Below are 18019 nucleotides of genomic sequence, written 5' to 3'. Positions count from 1 at the left end.
GCAGGCGGCAGCGGTCCGCCGCTGTTCCGTTCGACCGGCGCGGGGAACGGGTGCACCGCTCGTCGAGCCCGTCGGAGCGAAGCCGCCCCGCGCCTAGAGGGCGCGGCCGATCGAGCCGATGATCGCCTCGAGGGGAGTGCCCGAGGCGTCCCGCCGCGAGCGCGTCTCGGGGAGCGAGCGCAGCGAGCCGTCGGTGCCGAGCGCGAGCGCGGGCTCGGGTCCCGCCCAGGCGAGGGCGAGCGTGTCCTCGCCCTTCAGGAAGGTGTGTGCGCGCACGCCGCCGGTCGCCCGACCCTTCCGCGGGAACTCGGTGAATGCCGACACCTTGGCCCGTCCGGGGTCGGTTCCGGCGATCGTCGCCGTGCTCGTCGAGATGGTCGCGACGACGGGGTCGGCGTCGGGGGAGACCGAGCCGAAGAACAGCACGCGCGCCTTGTCGCTCAGGTTGATGCCGGCGACGCCGCCGGCCGCGACACCCTGCGGACGCACCGCCGAGGCGGGGAATCGCAGCAGTTGGGCATCCGAGGTGACGAAGACGAGGTCGTCGGTCTCGTCGCCCTGCACGGCGCCCACGACCTGGTCGCCCGGTTTGAGCGCGATGACCTCGAAGTCGGGTCGGTTGGGGTAGCCGCCGGCGGCGACGCGCTTGACGACTCCGGAGCGGGTGCCCAGGGCGATCGGACGCTCGTCGCCGAGTCTCACGATCGCGAGCACGCGTTCCTTCTTGTCGCCGAGGGCGAGGTACTCCGCGACGCGGGCACCCGCGCCGAGCTGCACCGAGTTCGACGGCACCGAGGGGAGGTCGACGGGGGAGAAGCGCACGAGCCGACCGCGATCGGTGATCGCGCCGAGCTCGCCGCGGCTCGTGGCCTCGACGACGGAGAGCAGGGCGTCGTGGCGGCTGCGCCGGGCCGGTCGCACCGGGGGGAGGGCGCCGTCGGGCAGGTCGATGCGCACCATGCGTCCGGTCGTGGAGAGCAGCACGAGGCACGGCACGTCGGCGATCTCGAGCACCGGGGCGTTCTTGCGCGACGAGGTGGCCACGCTCGGCTTGGCCTCGGTTAGCAGGGTGCGGCGGGGTGTGCCGAAGCGTTCGGCGATGTCGTCGAGCTCGTCGGAGACGACACCGCGGAGTCGGGCCTCGTCGCCGAGGATGGCCTGGAGCTCCTCGATCTCGCGCTTGAGCTGGTCGCGCTCGGCCTCCAACTCGATCCGGCTGAACCGGGTGAGGCGGCGCAGGCGGAGTTCGAGGATGTACTCGGCCTGCGGCTGGCTGAGGTCGAACACCTCGGACAGTCGCGTGCGCGCCTGCTCGGCGTCGTCGCTCGTGCGGATGACCTGGATGACCTCGTCGATGTCGAGGATCGCGATGAGCAGCCCCTCGACGAGGTGCAGGCGCTCCTGGCGGCGGGTGAGCCGGTACTGGGACCGCCGCCGCACGACGTCGAGGCGGTGCCTGAGGTACACCTCGAGCAGCGGCTTCAGTCCGAGTGTCTGCGGGCTGCCGTCGACGAGCGCGACGTTGTTGATGCTGAAGCCGTCTTCGAGCGGCGTCAGCCGGTAGAGCTGTTCGAGCACGGCCTCCGGGCTGAAGCCCGTCTTGATCTCGATGACCAGGCGCAGACCGTTCTTGCGGTCGGTGAGGTCGGTCACCGCGGAGACGCCGTTGATCTTCTTGGCGGTGACGCCGTCCTTGATCTTCTCGATCACCCGCTCGGGGCCGACCATGTAGGGCAGCTCGGTGACGATGAGGCCGGACTTGCGTGCCGTGAGCTGCTCGACCCGCACCTTCGCCCGGGTGATGAAGCGTCCGCGGCCGGTCTCGTACGCCTCCCGCACCCCCGCAAGGCCGGTGATCGTGCCGCCGGTCGGCAGGTCGGGGCCGGGCACGTAGGCCATGAGGTCGTCGAGCGTGGCCGACGGGTTCTCGAGCAGGTGCCGTGCCGCACCGATGACCTCGACGAGGTTGTGCGGGGCCATGTTCGTCGCCATGCCGACGGCGATGCCGCTCGCGCCGTTGACGAGCAGGTTCGGGAACGCCGCGGGCAGCACCTCGGGCTGGGTGAGCTGGTTGTCGTAGTTCGGCACGAAGTCGACGACGTCCTCGTCGAGGCCTTCGGTCATCGCGAGCGCGGAGGCCTGCAGCCGCGCCTCGGTGTACCGGGGCGCCGCGGGGCCGTCGTCGAGGGAGCCGAAGTTGCCGTGCCCGTCCACGAGCGGCACACGCATGGTGAAGTCCTGCGCGAGCCGCACGAGGGCGTCGTAGATGGGGGAGTCGCCGTGCGGGTGGAGCTTGCCCATGACCTCGCCGACGACGCGCGCCGACTTCACGTGCCCGCGGTCGGGCCGCAGGCCCATCTCGCTCATCTGGTAGAGGATGCGGCGCTGTACCGGCTTGAGGCCATCGCGGGCGTCGGGGAGCGCTCGGGAGTAGATGACCGAGTAGGCGTACTCCAGGAAGGAGCCCTGCATCTCGGTGGCGACATCGACGTCCTCGATGCGTTCGCCGGGATTCGCTGTGGGGGTGTCGGACGCAGTCATAGGATGACCGCCATGCTACCGGCGCGCCCCTCCCACCGGTTCAGCCTCGCCGACGTGCTCCCCGATTCGCTCGAGGCGGTGCGCGGCCGGCCGAATCGCCTCGGACTCCCGCGGGTGTCCAAGGTGGTCGTGCTCCTCGTGGACGGGATGGGCGCGGCGAACCTGCGCGGCGCGTCCGGGTACGCCCGCACGCTCGCCTCGGCCTCGTCGCGCACGATCGCCTCGACGTTCCCGAGCACGACCGCGAGCGCGCTCGCGACGCTCACGACGGGCGTGCTGCCGGGTCGGCACGGGCTCGTCGGCTACTCGGTGTACGACTCCGCCCGCGACCGCGTCGTGAATCAGCTGACCGGCTGGGACGACGGGATGCGCCCCCTCGACTGGCAGGCCGAGCCCACGGTGTTCGAGCGGGCGACGGCGGAAGGCATGTCCGCGTTCGTCGTCGGCCATCCGAAGTTCTCCGCCTCCGGATACACCGCCGCCGTGCTGCGCGGCGCGCAGTACCAGGGAGCCGCGACCCTGGATGAGCGCGTGAGCACGACACGACGTCTGCTCGACCGCATGGATCGCGGTGTCGTCTACCTCTACGTGCCCGAGCTCGACAAGGCCGGCCACGACTCGGGCACGGCGTCCGACCGCTGGCTCGCGACGCTCGAGGACATCGACGCGGCGGTCACCCGGCTCGCCTCCTCGCTCCGTCGAGACGAGGGGCTGCTCGTCACCGCGGACCACGGCATGGTCGACGTCTCCGGCGAAGACCATGTCATCGCCGATGTCGCGCTCCTCGAGGGGGTCCGGCATGTCGCCGGAGAGCCCCGCTGCGTGCAGCTCGTCGTCGAACAGGGTGCCGACGCCTCCGCCGTCGCCGAGCGGTGGCGCGCGGCCGTCGGCTCCCGGGCCTGGGTCGCGGAGCGGCGGGAGGTCGTCGACGCGGGCTGGTTCGGACCGGTCGACGACTCCGTGCTCGACCGCATAGGCGATGTGCTCGTGCTCGCGCGGGGCCGCACGGCGGTCTACGCCGACCCGGATGACCCCGGTCGGGGCATGATCGGGCAGCACGGGTCGATCACCCCGGACGAGGCGTCGGTGCCGCTGCTCGCGTTCGGCGCCTTCGCGCCGCGCTGAGTCAGGCCAGGTCGTCGTCGGGTCGGGCGCCGAAGACGATCTCGTCCCAACTCGGCATGGTCGCACGCCCCTTTCGGGCCTGCTGCTTCGGCGCCGGCCCGGTGTCCTGGCGCGGCGGCGTCGGCGACTCTTCGGGGAAGTCGTCCAGCGGCACGTCGATGAGGCGGATGCTCGAGGTCGCAGGAGCGGACTCCGCACCGCCCATCGGGTCGGGGTCGCCGAAGCCGGCGGTCTCCCGTTCCCCGCGACGGCGGCGCAGGGCCTCGAGCAGGTCGGCCGTCTGACCGGTCGACACGATCTCGGCGGTGCGGCTCGTGGGACGGACGGGCTCCGGCTCCGGTTCGGGTTCGACCGAGAAGGCGCCGCTGTCGAATCGGTCCGAATCGCTGTCGGGCTCATCGCCGAACTTCACCGCGCGCAAGCGGGGGATGAGCGCGCGCGCCTGGTCGTCCTGCTGCGAGAGCGTCACCGCCTCGTGATTGAGCGGCGAGAGCTGCTGCTTGCGCGGCTCGAACTGCCAGCGCGCGTCGTGCTCGACGTGCTCGGCCGTGAAGGCGAGCTTCACGATCCAGCCGCCGCCCTGTTCCTTCCAGCTCGCCCACCGTTCGCCCGACGCCCCGAGGTCGTGGAGCCGCTCGCGGATGACGGAGCCGAACGTCGTGCCGCCCTCGAGCGGGTCGGTCTCGACCGCGGTGTGCACCGGCACGGCGAGGGCCGAGTCGATGACGTACTCGCGTTCCGCGAGCACGGGCCCCTCGAAGCGCTGGATGTACTCCAGGTCCGCGCCCGTCACGGCCGCGACGTCCTGCGCGGACATGCCGGAGCGGATGTGCGCCTGGATCTCCCGCGGCGACAGGCGCCGGCCCGTCGACGTGCTCGCGGTCGCCCGGCGAAGCTGTGTGTGGAAGACGTCGTCGACGGGAACGCGGTACTGTTCACCGCCGTCGGAGGCCACGACGAGTGCGCCGCCCTCGGAACCGATCACTCGGAGCTCGTGCATGTCGGAGTACACCCCTTCATCCGTCCTGTCTCCCGCACAGAATGACACGGCGGGGGCCGGAATCCGGGAATATCCGGGGCGCGGCGCGAGTTGGGCAGATCGCAGGAATCGAGCGGCTTCCAGCGGTTTGCTATTGCCCCTCGTTTGATGCAAACTATGGCCGCCGATCCGGCGGAACGCTCACAGAGATGGATGGACATGGCGACCGATTACGACGCCCCGCGGAAGACCGATGACGACGCGGAGTCGATCGATGCCCTCAAGGAGCGGGTTCCCGACAAGATGGCCTCGGCCATCGACGTGGACGACGCCGACAACCCGGGCAGCTTCGAGCTCGCCGGGCAGGACCTCGCCGACCTCGACCTCGACGTCGTGGTGCTCCCGCCGCAGGCGGACGAGTTCACCTGCGTCAGCTGCTTCCTCGTGAAGCACCGCTCGCAGATGGACCACGAGGAGAAGCTCGGACCTATCTGCCAGGAGTGCGCGGCCTGATCGCCGCGATCGCCTCGACGAGGCGCTCGGGCTGCCGGCTGGAGATCAACCAGTAGGGAGCCGGATCGCGCTCGTCGCGCACTTCGACCCGCACGACGGGCGTGACCCAGCCACGAATGAGCAGGTAGGCGCGGGCGTCGAGCCCCGGACCGCGGGCGTGCGTCGCCTCGTCGTCGCGCAAGGCGACGGCGTCGCCGACGAAACGCGGCTCGAGAAGAGCGCGTCCCGCGCGCAACCCGTCGGGCCCCACCTCGACGACGGGGGAGCCGGTGAGCAGCAGGGCGAGGCAGCCCGCGTAGAGCACGAGGGCGGTCACCACCCCGGCTGCGAGCGAGATCGGCAGCAGCACGAGCAGCGACGCCGGGATCACGAGTGCCGTCGCGAGGTAGAGCCAGGGGGCGGGCCAGAGCCGTTCACGGTACGCCATGCCCCCATTCGACCATGCACTAGCCTCGGATCGTGACCGATCCCGTCGAGGTGCTCTTCAGCGGCGACGCGATCCCCGTCTATGCGCACCCCGGTGACGCCGGCGCGGACCTCGTGTCGACGGAGGCCGTCGAACTCGGCCCCGGCGAACGGGCGACCGTCGGCACGGGCGTCTCGATCGCCCTTCCGGCGGGGTACGCCGCCTTCGTCGTCCCGCGCAGCGGCCTGGCCGCGAAACACGGGATCACCGTCGTGAACAGCCCCGGCACGGTGGACGCCGGGTATCGCGGGGAGATCCGCGTGACACTGCTGAACACGGATGCGCGGGTGCCGTATCCTGTCGCGGTCGGCGATCGCATCGCGCAATTGATCGTGATGCCGGTCAGTCGAGCGGTCTTCGTGCCCGTCAGCTCACTCCCCGGCAGCGCCCGGGGCGCGGGCGGCTTCGGGTCGACGGGCTACCAGAGCATGAGTACAGGAGTGGACGCGTGAGCGACATCGCAGCGAATCAGAGCGAGCCCGGCGACGGCGCCGAGGTCGAGAAGTCGGCTCCCGCCGACCGCGTGACCGCCGGCCCGTTCGACGAGAGCGAGGCCAACCCGGTCCGCCCCTACGTCGACCTCGGCGGAGTGAAGATCCTGCCCCGCGCCGAGCTGCACTTGCGGCTCGAGGTCGAGGAGGGCACCAAGCGCGTCGTGGCCGTCGGTCTCGACTACGCGGGTTCGACCCTCCAGGTGCAGCCGTTCGCCGCGCCGCGATCCAGCGGGCTCTGGCACGAGATCCGACAGCAGATCATCGACCAGATCCACAAGCAGGGTGGCACGACAAAGCTCATCGAGGGCAACTTCGGCCCTGAGATCCTCGCCGAGATCCCCGTCACGGCGGGCGCCCAATCCGCCGGCACGCGCCTCGCACGCTTCATCGGCGTCGACGGTCCGCGCTGGTTCCTGCGCGGCGTCATCGCCGGCGAGGGAGTCGTCAACCCCGAGGCCGCGGAGAAGGTCGAGGACCTGTTCCGCAGCATCGTCGTGGTGCGCGGTACGGCGCCCATGCCGCCCCGCGACCTCATCCCGCTGCACATGCCGACGGGTGGGGACTCGTCCGGCGGCCCCACGCGCGTCTGACGTGTCGGAGCCCCGCGAACCGGACCCCGCGCCGAGTCTGAGCGACACCCTCTCGGCCGCGGCGCAACGTGCGGGCTTCGCCCGCGTCGCGCCCGGCGAGACACCAACGGCGTCGGCGCTGCTCGCGGCCGTCGGGGGAGTCCGCGGACTCGTCGAGTCGATCCTCCCCGGGCTCGTCTTCCTCGTCGTCTACACGATCACCGCCGACCTCGTGCCCTCCGTGATCGTGCCGATCGCGGTCGCCGCCCTCTTCGTGATCGTGCGCCTGATCACCCGCACTCCCGTCATGCCGGCCGTCGTGGGGGCGATCGGCATCGCCGCGTCGGCGACCCTCGCTCTTCTCAGCGGCCGCGCCGAGGACAACTTCGTGCCCGGCTTCTGGATCAACGCCATCTCACTCACGACCCTCGTGGCGAGCCTCATCGCCCGCTGGCCGCTCGTCGGCGTCATCGTCGGGCTCCTCACCTCCGATCTCTCGGGGTGGCGCGCGGACCGGGCGAAGATGCGCGTGATGACGGTGGCCACCGTGCTGTGGGCCGGATTGTTCGCGCTGCGCCTCGGCGTGCAGCTGCCCCTCTACTTCAGCGGCAACGTCGAATGGCTCGCCGGCACGAAGCTCCTCATGGGCGTGCCGCTCTACGCGGGCCTGCTGTGGGTGACGTGGCTGCTCGTCCGGGCTGTCTACGCGCGGCCCGAAGGCGCCGCCGACGCGCGCTGACCGCCCGTCCGCGTTCGACGCCGCCCGTTCCATCCGGCGCGTCGACTTGCCCTGCGGAGCCGTGCGATTTATCTTGATATCAAGATATTTCCACCGGGTTCAGGCTTAGGCTTGCCTTGCTGGCAGGCGGGAGACCGCGCCGCAAGGATGGGACCAGGTCAGCAAGGGAGACGACACGTGTCCGTAGTCAACAGCTTCGATTCCGCCGACGATCTCACCGTCGGATCCGCCACCTACCGCGTCTTCCGCGTCGACCGGGTGTCCGGTCACGAGAAGCTCCCGTTCAGCCTCAAGGTGCTGCTCGAGAACCTGCTGCGTACGGAGGACGGCGCGAACGTCACGAAGCAGCAGATCGAGGCGCTCGGATCGTGGCAGCCCACGGCCGAGCCCGACACCGAGATCCAGTTCACCCCCGCCCGCGTCGTCATGCAGGACTTCACCGGCGTGCCGTGCATCGTCGACCTCGCCACCATGCGCGAGGCCGTCGCGGAACTCGGCGGCGATCCGACCAAGATCAACCCGCTCGCTCCGGCGGAACTCGTCATCGACCACTCGGTGATCGCCGACCTCTTCGGCCAGCCGGATGCCTTCGAGCGCAACGTCGAGATCGAGTACCAGCGCAACGGCGAGCGGTACCAGTTCCTGCGCTGGGGCCAGACGGCGTTCGACGACTTCAAGGTCGTGCCGCCCGGCACCGGGATCGTGCACCAGGTCAACATCGAGTACCTCGCCCGTGTGACCTACACGCGTGAGGTCGGCGGCGTGCTGCAGGCCTACCCCGACACCCTCGTCGGAACCGACTCGCACACGACCATGGTCAACGGCCTCGGTGTGCTCGGCTGGGGTGTCGGCGGCATCGAGGCCGAGGCCGCGATGCTCGGCCAGCCCGTGTCGATGCTCATCCCGAAGGTCGTCGGCTTCAAGCTCTCCGGCGCGATCCCGATGGGCGTGACGGCCACCGACGTGGTGCTCACGATCACGCAGATGCTGCGTCGCCACGGCGTCGTCGGCAAGTTCGTCGAGTTCTACGGCGAGGGCGTCGCCGAGGTGCCGCTCGCCAACCGCGCGACCATCGGCAACATGAGCCCGGAGTTCGGCTCAACCGCCGCCATCTTCCCCATCGACGACGTCACCCTCGACTACCTGCGCCTCACCGGCCGCAGCGAGGAGCAGGTCAAGCTCGTCGAGGAGTACTCCAAGCTGCAGAAGCTGTGGCACGACCCCTCGGTCGAGCCCGTCTACAGCGAGTACCTCGAACTGGACCTGAGCACCGTCGTGCCGTCGATCGCCGGACCCAAGCGTCCCCAGGACCGCATCGAGCTCTCGTCGGCGAAGGACCAGTTCGGCAAGGACCTCGTCGACTACGCGGTTCCCGGCCGGAGCCGTGTCGACGCGGCCGTCGAGGGCACCTTCCCGGCGTCCGACCCGATCGGTCTGACCTCGCAGGACGAGGAGTCGGCGCACCAGGCGGCAGAGACCGACACGAGCCACCACCACCAGTTCGCCGCGCAGGACACCTCCGCCCCGGCGCACATCTCCAACCCGGCCCGAGTGGTGGGCAAGTCGGGCGAGTTCACGATCGACCACGGTGCCGTCGCGATCGCGGCGATCACCTCGTGCACGAACACGTCGAACCCCTCCGTCATGCTCGCCGCGGGTCTGCTCGCGCGCAACGCCGCGGAGAAGGGCCTCAAGGCGAAGCCGTGGGTCAAGACCACCCTCGCGCCCGGGTCGAAGGTCGTCACCGAGTACTACGACAAGGCCGGTCTCACCAAGCCGCTCCAGGACCTCGGGTTCTACCTCGTCGGCTACGGCTGCACGACGTGCATCGGCAACAGCGGACCGCTCGACGAGGAGATCTCCGAGGCCGTCCAGCAGAACGACCTCGCCGTCACCGCGGTGCTCTCGGGCAACCGCAACTTCGAGGGCCGCATCAACCCCGACGTGAAGATGAACTACCTCGCGAGCCCGCCGCTCGTCGTGGCCTACGCCCTCGCCGGGTCGATGAACTTCGACTTCGAGAACGACCCGCTCGGCCAGGACAGCACGGGTGCCGACGTGTACCTGCGCGACATCTGGCCCGACGCGGCCGAGGTGCAGGCGACGATCGACTCGTCGATCAGCACCGACATGTTCGACACCCAGTACTCCGGGGTGTTCGAGGGCGACGAGCGCTGGCGGTCGCTCCCGACGCCCACCGGTGCCACCTTCGAGTGGGACGCGGAGTCGACGTACGTGCGCAAGCCCCCGTACTTCGAGGGCATGACGCTCGAGCCGTCGCCAGTGAGCGACATCTCGGGCGCCCGGGTGCTCGCGAAGCTCGGCGACTCGGTCACGACCGACCACATCAGCCCCGCGGGATCGATCAAGGCCGACAGCCCGGCCGGTCACTACCTCGCCGAGCACGGCGTCGACCGCAAGGACTTCAACTCCTACGGATCGCGCCGCGGCAACCACGAGGTCATGATCCGGGGTACCTTCGCCAACATCCGGCTCAAGAACCAGCTGCTCGACGGCGTCGAGGGCGGGTACACGCGCGACTTCACGCAGGCGGATGCTCCGCAGAGCTTCATCTACGACGCGAGCCGCAACTACCAGGAGCAGGGCGTCCCGCTCGTCATCCTCGGCGGCAAGGAATACGGTTCCGGCTCGAGCCGCGACTGGGCGGCGAAGGGCACGAGCCTCCTCGGCGTCAAGGCGGTCATCACCGAGAGCTTCGAGCGCATCCACCGCTCGAACCTCATCGGCATGGGCGTGCTCCCGCTGCAGTACCCGGCCGGGGAGACCACGGAGTCGCTCGGACTCGATGGCACCGAGATCATCTCCATCAGCGGGGTCGAGCAGCTCAACGAGGGCACGACGCCGCGGACCGTGCACGTCGTCGCCGAGCCGAGCGAGCACTCGCCCGCCGGCAAGCAGACCATCGAGTTCGATGCGGTCGTGCGGATCGACACCCCCGGTGAGGCGGACTACTACCGCAACGGGGGCATCCTTCAGTACGTGCTGAGGAGCCTGGTCTAGGCTCCCGGCGTGAGCCTGCTCGAGAACATCCGCGAACCGGAGGACCTCGCCGCGCTCTCCTCCGCCCAGCTCACCGAGCTGGCGGAGGAGATCCGGCGGTTCCTCGTCACCGAGGTGTCGAAGACCGGGGGACACCTCGGCCCCAATCTCGGTGTCGTCGAGCTCACCCTCGCGATCCACCGCGTCTTCGACTCCCCGCGCGACGCGATCGTGTTCGACACCGGCCACCAGTCCTACGTGCACAAACTGCTCACCGGGCGGCAGGACTTCTCCCGGCTGCGGCAGCAGGGCGGACTCGCGGGATACCCACAGCGTTCGGAGTCACCGCACGACATCGTCGAGAGCTCCCACGCGTCGAGCTCGCTCAGTTGGGCCGACGGCATCTCGCGTGCGTTCACGATGACGGGTCAGGGCGACCGTCACGTCGTCGCGGTCGTGGGCGACGGGGCGCTCACCGGCGGGATGACGTGGGAGGCGCTCAACAACATCAGCGACGACAACTCCCGCAATCTCGTCATCGTCGTGAACGACAACGGTCGCTCGTACGCGCCCACCATCGGCGGCATGGCGCGATTCCTCAACGGCGTGCGCACCCGGCACACCTACCGGCGCCTGCACGTGTCGAGCCGCCGGCTCTTCGACCGCTTCGGTGCGGTCGGTCGCGCGGTGTACCGCGGTATCCGCGGCGGCACGCACGGGTTCCTGTCCCGGTTCACCAACAACGAGTCGCTCTACTCCAACCTCGACATCAAGTACATCGGCCCGGTGCACGGCCACGACCTGGAGGCGCTCGAGGAGGCCCTGACCCAGGCGCGGGACTACGGCGCGCCGGTCATCGTGCATGCCATCACGCAGAAGGGGCGCGGTTACGAGCCCGCCCTCGCCGACGTCGCGGACCAGTTCCACGCCGTCGGCCAGATCGATGCCGAGACCGGCGAGCCGGTCGAGACGGCGAGCCGGCCCTCGTGGACGTCCGTCTTCGCGGACGAGATCCTCACCCTCGCCTCCCGTGACGAGCGGATCGTCGGCATCACCGCGGCGATGCTGCGTCCGACGGGCCTGCACAAGTTCGCCGAACGGTTCCCCGATCGGGTCTTCGACGTCGGCATCGCCGAACAGCACGCGGTCACCTCGGCGGCCGGCCTCGCCTACGGCGGGCTGCACCCGGTGGTCGCCCTCTACGCGACCTTCGTCAACCGGGCCTTCGACCAGGTGCTCATGGACGTCGGGCTGCACCGTGCCGGGGTCACCTTCGTGCTCGACCGCGCCGGCGTGACGGGACCGGACGGCCCCAGTCACCACGGGATGTGGGATCTCGCGATCCTGCAGGTCGTGCCGCACATCCGCATCGCCGCCCCGCGGGACGCCGCCACGCTGCGCGAGGAACTCGCCGAGGCCGTCACCGTGCAGGACGCCCCGACCGTCGTGCGCTTCTCGAAGGGCGATGTCGGAGTCGAGTACCCGGCCCTGCGTCGCACCGACGACGGTGTCGACGTGCTGCGCGAGGCGGCCCACCGCGACGTGCTCATCGTGACCGTCGGGCCGATGGCCGCGGTCGGGCTGCAGGTGGCGGAGCGTCTCGCGCAGCAGGGCATCGGCGCGACCGTCATCGACCCGCGTTGGGTCGTGCCCGTGCCGGGAAGCGTCATCGAGTTCAGCCGGTCGCACCGCATCGTCGTGACGATCGAAGACGGCGTGCGCGTCGGCGGGATCGGCACCCGGGTGCGGCAGGACCTGCGCGCCGCCGGGGTCGACACCGCCGTCACCGAGCTCGGGCTGCCGGACGAGTTCCTGCCGCACGCGTCCCGGTCGCAGATCTTCGAGCAGGTGGGACTCACCGGTCAGCAGATCGCGCGCGACGTGGTCGCGCAGGTGCTCGGCAGCCGCATCCCGGTCGCCCGCCCGCTGCCGGAGGACGAGCACGAGCGCATCCGCACCGACGCGGACTAGCCCGGCTCGGAATCGATGGACCGCCTCGGAGGCCCCTGACGGCACGCCGGGTCATCACGTGGTCACCCCTCGGGCGACCGTGCCGCGAGGAGGAACGTCGCGGTGCCCGCCACCCTCGGGTCCGGGTCGCTCGCGAAGGCGGTGAGGATCGACGCCGCGATCGAACCCGGCACCTCCGCGAGCGCTGCCGCGAGCCGCACGCGGGCCGCATCGGGCGCGCCGACCGACTCGTCGGCGATCAAGCGGGCGACCGCATCCGCTTGCCCGTGGCGGACCGCGAGAGAGCCGAGCACCTCGGATGCCTCGACATCGCCGCGCCCGTCGGCCACGAGAGCGAGCAACAGCGGCACCGCCTCGAGCACGCCGCGCGCGCCGCTCGCGAGAGCCGCCCGTGCACGCACGACCGGATCGACGTGCCGCAGTGACTGCACGAGCGCGCCTTCCGCCTCGGGCGACGGGTGCTTCGCGAGGGCCTCGATCGCGCGCCGTCTGCGGTCGGGGTCGGAGGAGTCGAGGGCTGCCACGAGCAGCGGGACCGCGCTCTCGCCGATGCGGGCGAGTGCCCAATCGAGAGCCCCAGCCGCATTCGGATCCGTCTCGCGTAGCGCGGCCTCTGCGAGGCGCGCGACGTCCGCCGGCGCTGCGGCCTCACCCGACAGCACGATGCGCTGCCGTGTCGATGGGTCCTCGGCGTCGAGTCCGCGAACGAGCCCGACGGTGCGCAGCACATCCGACCACGCGTCGGGCGCGCTCGCGTGGACCCGCTCGAGTCGGTCGAGCAGTTCCCGCTCGCGAGCGAGCCGTGCACGGGTACCGACGAGGAGCCGTTCCACGACGGACGCCGGATCGAACGAGGGGTCGGCGAGGGCGAGCGCGACCTCGCGGAGCGTGAGGCCGAGGGAGCGCAGGCTCTCGATGTAGAACAGGCGCCGCACGTCGTCGTCGGAGTAGCGGCGATAGGCGCCGTGCTCCCGACCCGAGGGCGACAGCAGGCCGACGCGGTCGTAGTGCCGCAGCATCCGCGTGCTGATGCCGGATCGTGCGGAGACCTCCCCGATCAGCACGTGGTCACTCCGTCCAGTCGGGCGCGGCGCGGAGCGCGACGACCCAGCGGGCCTCGTGGAGGGCGGCGGCGAAATCCTCGTCGGGGTCGCGCAGAAGTCGCTCGGTGGCGAGGGCGTGAGCGCGCACGCCGGGTCGGCGATCCGTCATCGCGGCAGTCACGACAGGCGAGGCCGCATCGCCGAGTCCGAGGAGGGCGCGGCTCAGACTGCGTTGCAGCTCGAGTCCTCCGCGACCCAGTTGGGTCGCGAGCAGTTCAGCGAGAGAGGTCCTCTCGCCGTCCGGAACGAGGCCCACGGCGGTGCGCCACGCGGCGCGAGCGACTTCGTCATCATCGTCGTGCAGCAGCTCGACGGTGATCGCCGACCACGCTCGTCGATCGCCGATCTTCGAGAGCGTGTGCAACGCCTGGCTGCGCGCTTGCGGCGTGGGGGAGGCCAGTTCGGCGAGCAACAGGTCGACGGTCCGAGCAGGATCGTGACGCGTGAGCGCCCAGGTGAGCATGTCGCGCACGTAGAAATCGGGTTCGACGGCGCACCGTTCGATGATCGGCGCCACGTACTCGTCGTGCGGCTGCGTTCCCGCGGTCAGCGCTGCTTGCAGACGGACGGACGGACGGGTGGGTCGATTCGAGCGCGGATCTCAAGCGCGATTCCGCGCCGGGCGCGTGTGTTCGGGTCATCCGGACCACCTCCGTGATCGATTACAGAGCGTGTCACGGTGACAAGGTCAAGCGCCATGCTCGATCGACCTCGGCTGGGCCCGTCTGGGTCGGCTCAGAACCGGTACACCACCTCGAGGGCGCCGGACGGGTAGCTGCGGGTGCGCTCGAGCGTGAGCCCCGTACGCGTCGCCGAGAGCGGCAGCAGGGGAGCGCCGCGGCCGAGCACGACGGGCATGTACGTCACGAGCATCTCGTCGAGCAGACCTGCCTCGGCCCACTGTGCGGCGACGACGCCGCCGCCGACGACCCAGATGTTGCGTCCGTTCGCGGCCGCCGTCGCCTCGGCGTGCACCTCAGCCGGGGGCGCGGACGAGAAGCGGATGTCGGCACCCGGGATGGAGGTCAGTTCGCGCGTCGTGAGCACCCACGCGGGTGTCGACGCGTAGGCCCACTCCTCGCCGGAGTCGCGGATGAACTCGTAGGTGCGCGATCCCATGACGATCGCTCCCACCTCGGCGAAGAACGCGTCGTAGCCCTCCTGGAACTCCTCGAAGCCGAACGCGAGCAACCAGTCGAGGTCGTCGCCCGGGGCGGCGATGAATCCGTCGAGGGACGAGGCGACGTAGTACTGAACACGAGTCATGTGTGCAGGCTACGGTGAGCCGCCGACACGCCGGTCATCCGTGGACGCCCCGAGCGCGCGGTGCACCGCCTCGGTGCGGCTCGTGGCGCCGAGCTTGCGCAGGATCGCCGACACGTGCACGCTCACCGTCTTCACGCTGATGTAGAGGCGTCTCCCGATCTCGGCGTTGCTCGCGCCTGCGGCGATGAGGTCGAGCACCTGTTGCTCCCGCGCGGTGAGCTCGTTCTCGCCGGTCGTGCGTGGGGCACTCGGGGCGATGCGTTCGGCCAGTTCGTCGGCCCAGCGTGCGATGAGCGCGCATCCGACCGCAGTCGCCTGTTCGTGCAGGTCGGCGAGCTCCCGCCGCGCCTCGGCACGGTCTCCGTGGGCGGTGAGTGCTCGCGCGAGTCCGAGTCGGCACTGCAAACGGCCGAGCGCGGGAGCTTCGGGGGCCTGCGCGGCGGCGACGGCGCGGCGCCATGCCTCCGGGTCGTCGCCGGTGCCCGCCGGTCCCGAGAGCTCGGCGTCGACGACGGCGGACCAGAAGGGCAGGCTCGGCCACAGCGCGGACCGGTCGAGGGCGGAGCGCAGTCGCTGTTCGTCGGCAGCCGCTCGCGCCGGATCCGTGCCGTGGGCACGCCGTGCGGCGAGCACGCGGGCGGCCGTCCCCGCGAGGGGCAGTTCCCAGCCCGGTGAGGCCACGCGGCTCTCGAGCAGGATGGACGCCGCCTCCCACGCGGAGTCGAGGTCGCCCCGGGCGAAGGCGACGTCGGCGACATCGAGCGCCATGCCCGCGCGGGTCTGCTCTTCGAATCGACCCAGCTCGTCGATCGACGCGCGCCACTTCTGCACGAGCTGCCACGCGCCCTCCGGATCGCCTCGCCACAGCACCGAACGGATGTGCGCGCGCCGCAGGTAGACGCGGAAGACCGGCGGCGGATCGAGCTCGAGCGCCGTCTCGATCAGACGGTCCGCCCGGTCCCAGTCGCCGAGGCTGAACAACGGGTCGATCGAGTTGACGGCAAGCACCGCCCCGGTCGTCCGTTCGACGCCCACCCGGCGGGCCATCTCGTACCCCTCGCTCGCGATGTCGAGCGCCCGCTCGAACCGTCCGAGCAGCTGCATCGCGTCCGAGGCGTTGACGTAGTAGCGCAGCAGCGGTCCGCGTTCCTCGCCGGCGAGCCGCTTGGCGAGCTCGAGGTCGGCCTCGCCCTCGGCGATGCGTCCGTTCTGCAGGCGCGTGCTGCCCCGCACGTTCGCCGCGACGGAGGCGTGCCGGGCGGCTCCCGGCGGCGCCTCCTCGAGCGCTCGGTCGGCGGCGGCGACCGCCTCGTCGATACGGCCGGTCACCATGTACTGCGCGGCGAGTGGGGCGAGGATGCTCACCCGCAGCGTCGCGTCGTCCACCTGGAGGGCATGGGCGAGTGCCTGTTCGTAGACCTCGATCGCCGAGGGGCGCCCGTCGAATCCGAGCGCGGCGGCCTTGTCGCGCAGAAGGGCCGCCGCGCGCGCCCGGTCGCTGTCGCCGACCTCGGCGAGAGCGGAGTCGAGGATCGCGATGGCCCGCGGGATGTCGCCGGCGTTGCGCCACAACGCGGCGGCCCGCGCGAGCAGATCGACGTGACTCATCCCCGACGAGGCAACGGGATCGTCGACGCGGTCCCACAGCTCGAGCGCGCGCTCGGCCATCTGGGCGGCGCTCGCGTACGCGAAGGCGGCGTGGCTGGCCTGCATCGCCTCGATCGAGGCGCTGAAGGTGCGTTCACTGTCGTGCGCCTGGCTCCAGTGGAACGACAGCAGCACCGACCGCGTCACCCGCGTCGAGGAGTCGGAGCCGCCCGTCTCGAGCGCGTGCGCGTAGGCGGTGTGGAACCGCACGCTCTCCCCGGGGAGCAGCTCGGCGTGCACCGCGTCTCGCACGAGCGCATGCCGGAAGTCGTAGCCGTGGCCATCGACGACGATGACGCCCGCGTCGATCGCGTCGCGCAGCGCCCGTTCGAGCCGGTCCGGAGCCTCGCCGCTCACGATCGCGAGCAGGTCGTGGTCGACCCGCCCGCCACCGGCGGCGAGCACCCGGACGACCCGCTGGGCCGAGTCGTCCAGCGCTTCGTATCGGGCGAGCAGCACGTCGCGCAACGATTCGGGCACCTGGCCACGGTCGAGCGCGCGCCCGGTGGCGACGAGCTCCTCGACGAAGAACGGCACCCCCTCGCTGCGTTCCACCAGGCGTCGCACGTGATCGCCGGTCGGGACCGCGCCCAGCAGGCTGTACGCCTGCGCTCGCACCTGTGCGGCGGTGAGGCGTGGCAGCAGGACACGTTCCGCGCGACGGTTGCGGTCGAGATCCGCGAGCAGCGGGCGCAGCGGATGTCCGCGCGGGACGTCATCGCTGCGATAGGTCAGCACGAAGAGCACGGCACCGTCGACGAGCACCCGGGCGAGGAACCGGATGAGCTCGAGCGACGCCGGATCGGCCCAGTGCACGTCTTCGATGACGACGACGAGCGACCGGTCGGCGGAGAGGTGCTCGAAGAGGTTCGTGACGGCCCCGTTCAGCCGATCGACCCCGAGTCGCTCATCGAGGGTGCCTTGCGGGGTGCCGCCGTCGAGAAGGGTCTCGAGCGTCGGGCGGTTCGCTCCGGCCGCGTCGAGGACGGTGTCGAGTCCGAGTTCGGCGACGAGTCCGCGCACGACGCGCGCGAACGGCGCGTACGGCACGCTCACGGCGCCGGCGCACTGTCCGCGGAGCACGAGTGTTCCGGAGGGGAGGGCCGCGGTGAACTCCTCGACGAGGCGCGACTTGCCGATGCCAGCCTCGCCGCCGATCACGGCGAGGCGGGCGCTGCCGCGGGCGCTCTCGTCCGCGAGACGGCGGAGCGTCGCCCATTCGGCGTCGCGACCCACCATCCGCGCCTGCCCGGTTGAGGATCCCACACTCTCATGCTGCCACCGGCGGCCGACATGTGTGCGCCCCGTCGCCCGCGCTGCGTCGACCAGCCGGGAACGGGACGGGCGGGCTGTCAGCAGTCGGCTCCACCGGCGGGTCGGGCGCGGAGGGCGATGCGGCGCGGCGACCGCTCACGCGCGCGCGCCTCACGACGTTCGCGCGCGACTCGAGCGGCCTCGGCGGCGACGGTGGCCTCGCGGTCGAGCGCCGCGCTCAGCAGGGAATGCGAATACTCGGTGATGTCCATACCGTTCAGGGTCCTCGCTGAGGTGCACCCCGGACATCGGGCGAATTCCCTATTCGTGTGGATGGGCCGGATGCCCGACT

Annotated in this window: 15 protein-coding genes; 7 read left to right on the top strand and 8 right to left on the bottom strand. The window is 70.9% G+C overall.

Features of this window, described 5'->3' with window-relative positions:
* Positions 1 to 93: 93 nt before the first annotated feature.
* A complete protein-coding gene (locus tag CLV46_RS09615) occupies positions 94 to 2541 on the bottom strand; it encodes a DNA gyrase/topoisomerase IV subunit A (RefSeq protein WP_100364563.1) in 2448 nt (815 codons plus the stop codon).
* A gap of 12 nt (positions 2542 to 2553) precedes the next feature.
* Between CLV46_RS09615 and CLV46_RS09610 the strand changes: the two genes are divergently transcribed.
* Positions 2554 to 3666, top strand: a complete 1113-nt coding sequence (locus CLV46_RS09610) for an alkaline phosphatase family protein (RefSeq protein WP_100364562.1) — start codon at positions 2554 to 2556, stop codon at positions 3664 to 3666.
* Between the two features lies 1 nt (position 3667).
* Here the strand turns inward: CLV46_RS09610 and sepH are convergent, their stop codons facing one another.
* Entirely contained in the window at positions 3668 to 4666 is a 999-nt protein-coding gene (gene sepH / locus CLV46_RS09605; protein ID WP_100365991.1) for a septation protein SepH, read from the bottom strand.
* Between the two features lie 198 nt (positions 4667 to 4864).
* Here sepH and CLV46_RS09600 point away from each other — a divergent pair, with 198 nt between their 5' ends.
* Positions 4865 to 5158 carry a DUF4193 domain-containing protein gene (locus tag CLV46_RS09600; protein ID WP_100364561.1) on the top strand — a complete coding sequence of 98 codons (294 nt, stop codon included), beginning with the start codon at positions 4865 to 4867 and terminating at the stop codon, positions 5156 to 5158.
* Here the strand turns inward: CLV46_RS09600 and CLV46_RS09595 are convergent.
* Positions 5133 to 5585 carry a DUF3093 domain-containing protein gene (locus tag CLV46_RS09595; RefSeq protein WP_100364560.1) on the bottom strand — a complete coding sequence of 151 codons (453 nt, stop codon included), beginning with the start codon at positions 5583 to 5585 and terminating at the stop codon, positions 5133 to 5135. The two genes, CLV46_RS09600 and CLV46_RS09595, sit on opposite strands and share 26 nt — an antisense overlap.
* Positions 5586 to 5617: 32 nt before the next feature.
* On the opposite strand from CLV46_RS09595, the gene dut reads away from it, so the two are divergent.
* The 5 genes from dut to dxs all read left to right on the top strand — a co-directional run bounded on the left by dut (position 5618) and on the right by dxs (position 12397).
* On the top strand, positions 5618 to 6076 hold the full coding sequence (dut, locus tag CLV46_RS09590; protein WP_100364559.1) for a dUTP diphosphatase: 459 nt from the start codon (positions 5618 to 5620) through the stop codon (positions 6074 to 6076).
* On the top strand, positions 6073 to 6708 hold the full coding sequence (locus CLV46_RS09585) for a DUF3710 domain-containing protein (protein WP_100364558.1): 636 nt from the start codon (positions 6073 to 6075) through the stop codon (positions 6706 to 6708). The genes dut and CLV46_RS09585 overlap by 4 nt, the downstream gene beginning before the upstream one ends.
* 1 nt (position 6709) lies before the next feature.
* Positions 6710 to 7426 (top strand): DUF3159 domain-containing protein, encoded by a 717-nt coding sequence (locus CLV46_RS09580; RefSeq protein ID WP_100364557.1) that lies wholly within the window; start codon positions 6710 to 6712, stop codon positions 7424 to 7426.
* A 177-nt stretch (positions 7427 to 7603) separates the two neighbouring features.
* Complete coding sequence (locus CLV46_RS09575) at positions 7604 to 10447, top strand: aconitate hydratase (RefSeq protein WP_100364556.1); 2844 nt, start codon at positions 7604 to 7606, stop codon at positions 10445 to 10447.
* Between the two features lie 9 nt (positions 10448 to 10456).
* Entirely contained in the window at positions 10457 to 12397 is a 1941-nt protein-coding gene (dxs, locus tag CLV46_RS09570; protein WP_100364555.1) for a 1-deoxy-D-xylulose-5-phosphate synthase, read from the top strand.
* 62 nt (positions 12398 to 12459) lie between these two features.
* Here dxs and CLV46_RS09565 read toward each other — a convergent pair whose 3' ends face one another.
* The 5 genes from CLV46_RS09565 to CLV46_RS16690 form a co-directional block, all read right to left on the bottom strand.
* Positions 12460 to 13461 carry a HEAT repeat domain-containing protein gene (locus tag CLV46_RS09565; RefSeq protein WP_100364554.1) on the bottom strand — a complete coding sequence of 334 codons (1002 nt, stop codon included), beginning with the start codon at positions 13459 to 13461 and terminating at the stop codon, positions 12460 to 12462.
* A gap of 4 nt (positions 13462 to 13465) precedes the next feature.
* The gene (locus CLV46_RS09560) at positions 13466 to 14017 is read right to left on the bottom strand and encodes a HEAT repeat domain-containing protein (RefSeq protein ID WP_245866689.1); all 552 of its coding nucleotides are present in this window, start codon (positions 14015 to 14017) and stop codon (positions 13466 to 13468) included.
* A 218-nt stretch (positions 14018 to 14235) separates the two neighbouring features.
* Complete coding sequence (locus CLV46_RS09555) at positions 14236 to 14766, bottom strand: dihydrofolate reductase family protein (protein WP_100364553.1); 531 nt, start codon at positions 14764 to 14766, stop codon at positions 14236 to 14238.
* 9 nt (positions 14767 to 14775) lie between these two features.
* On the bottom strand, positions 14776 to 17679 hold the full coding sequence (locus tag CLV46_RS09550) for a helix-turn-helix transcriptional regulator (RefSeq protein ID WP_157802288.1): 2904 nt from the start codon (positions 17677 to 17679) through the stop codon (positions 14776 to 14778).
* Between the two features lie 86 nt (positions 17680 to 17765).
* Positions 17766 to 17939 (bottom strand): hypothetical protein, encoded by a 174-nt coding sequence (locus tag CLV46_RS16690; RefSeq protein WP_157802287.1) that lies wholly within the window; start codon positions 17937 to 17939, stop codon positions 17766 to 17768.
* Positions 17940 to 18019: the final 80 nt, after the last annotated feature.

Source organism: Diaminobutyricimonas aerilata (genome assembly GCF_002797715.1).
Lineage (GTDB): Bacteria > Actinomycetota > Actinomycetes > Actinomycetales > Microbacteriaceae > Diaminobutyricimonas > Diaminobutyricimonas aerilata.
Note: the sequence above shows the minus strand (reverse complement) of the source record. Positions and strands in the feature narration are given on the sequence as shown.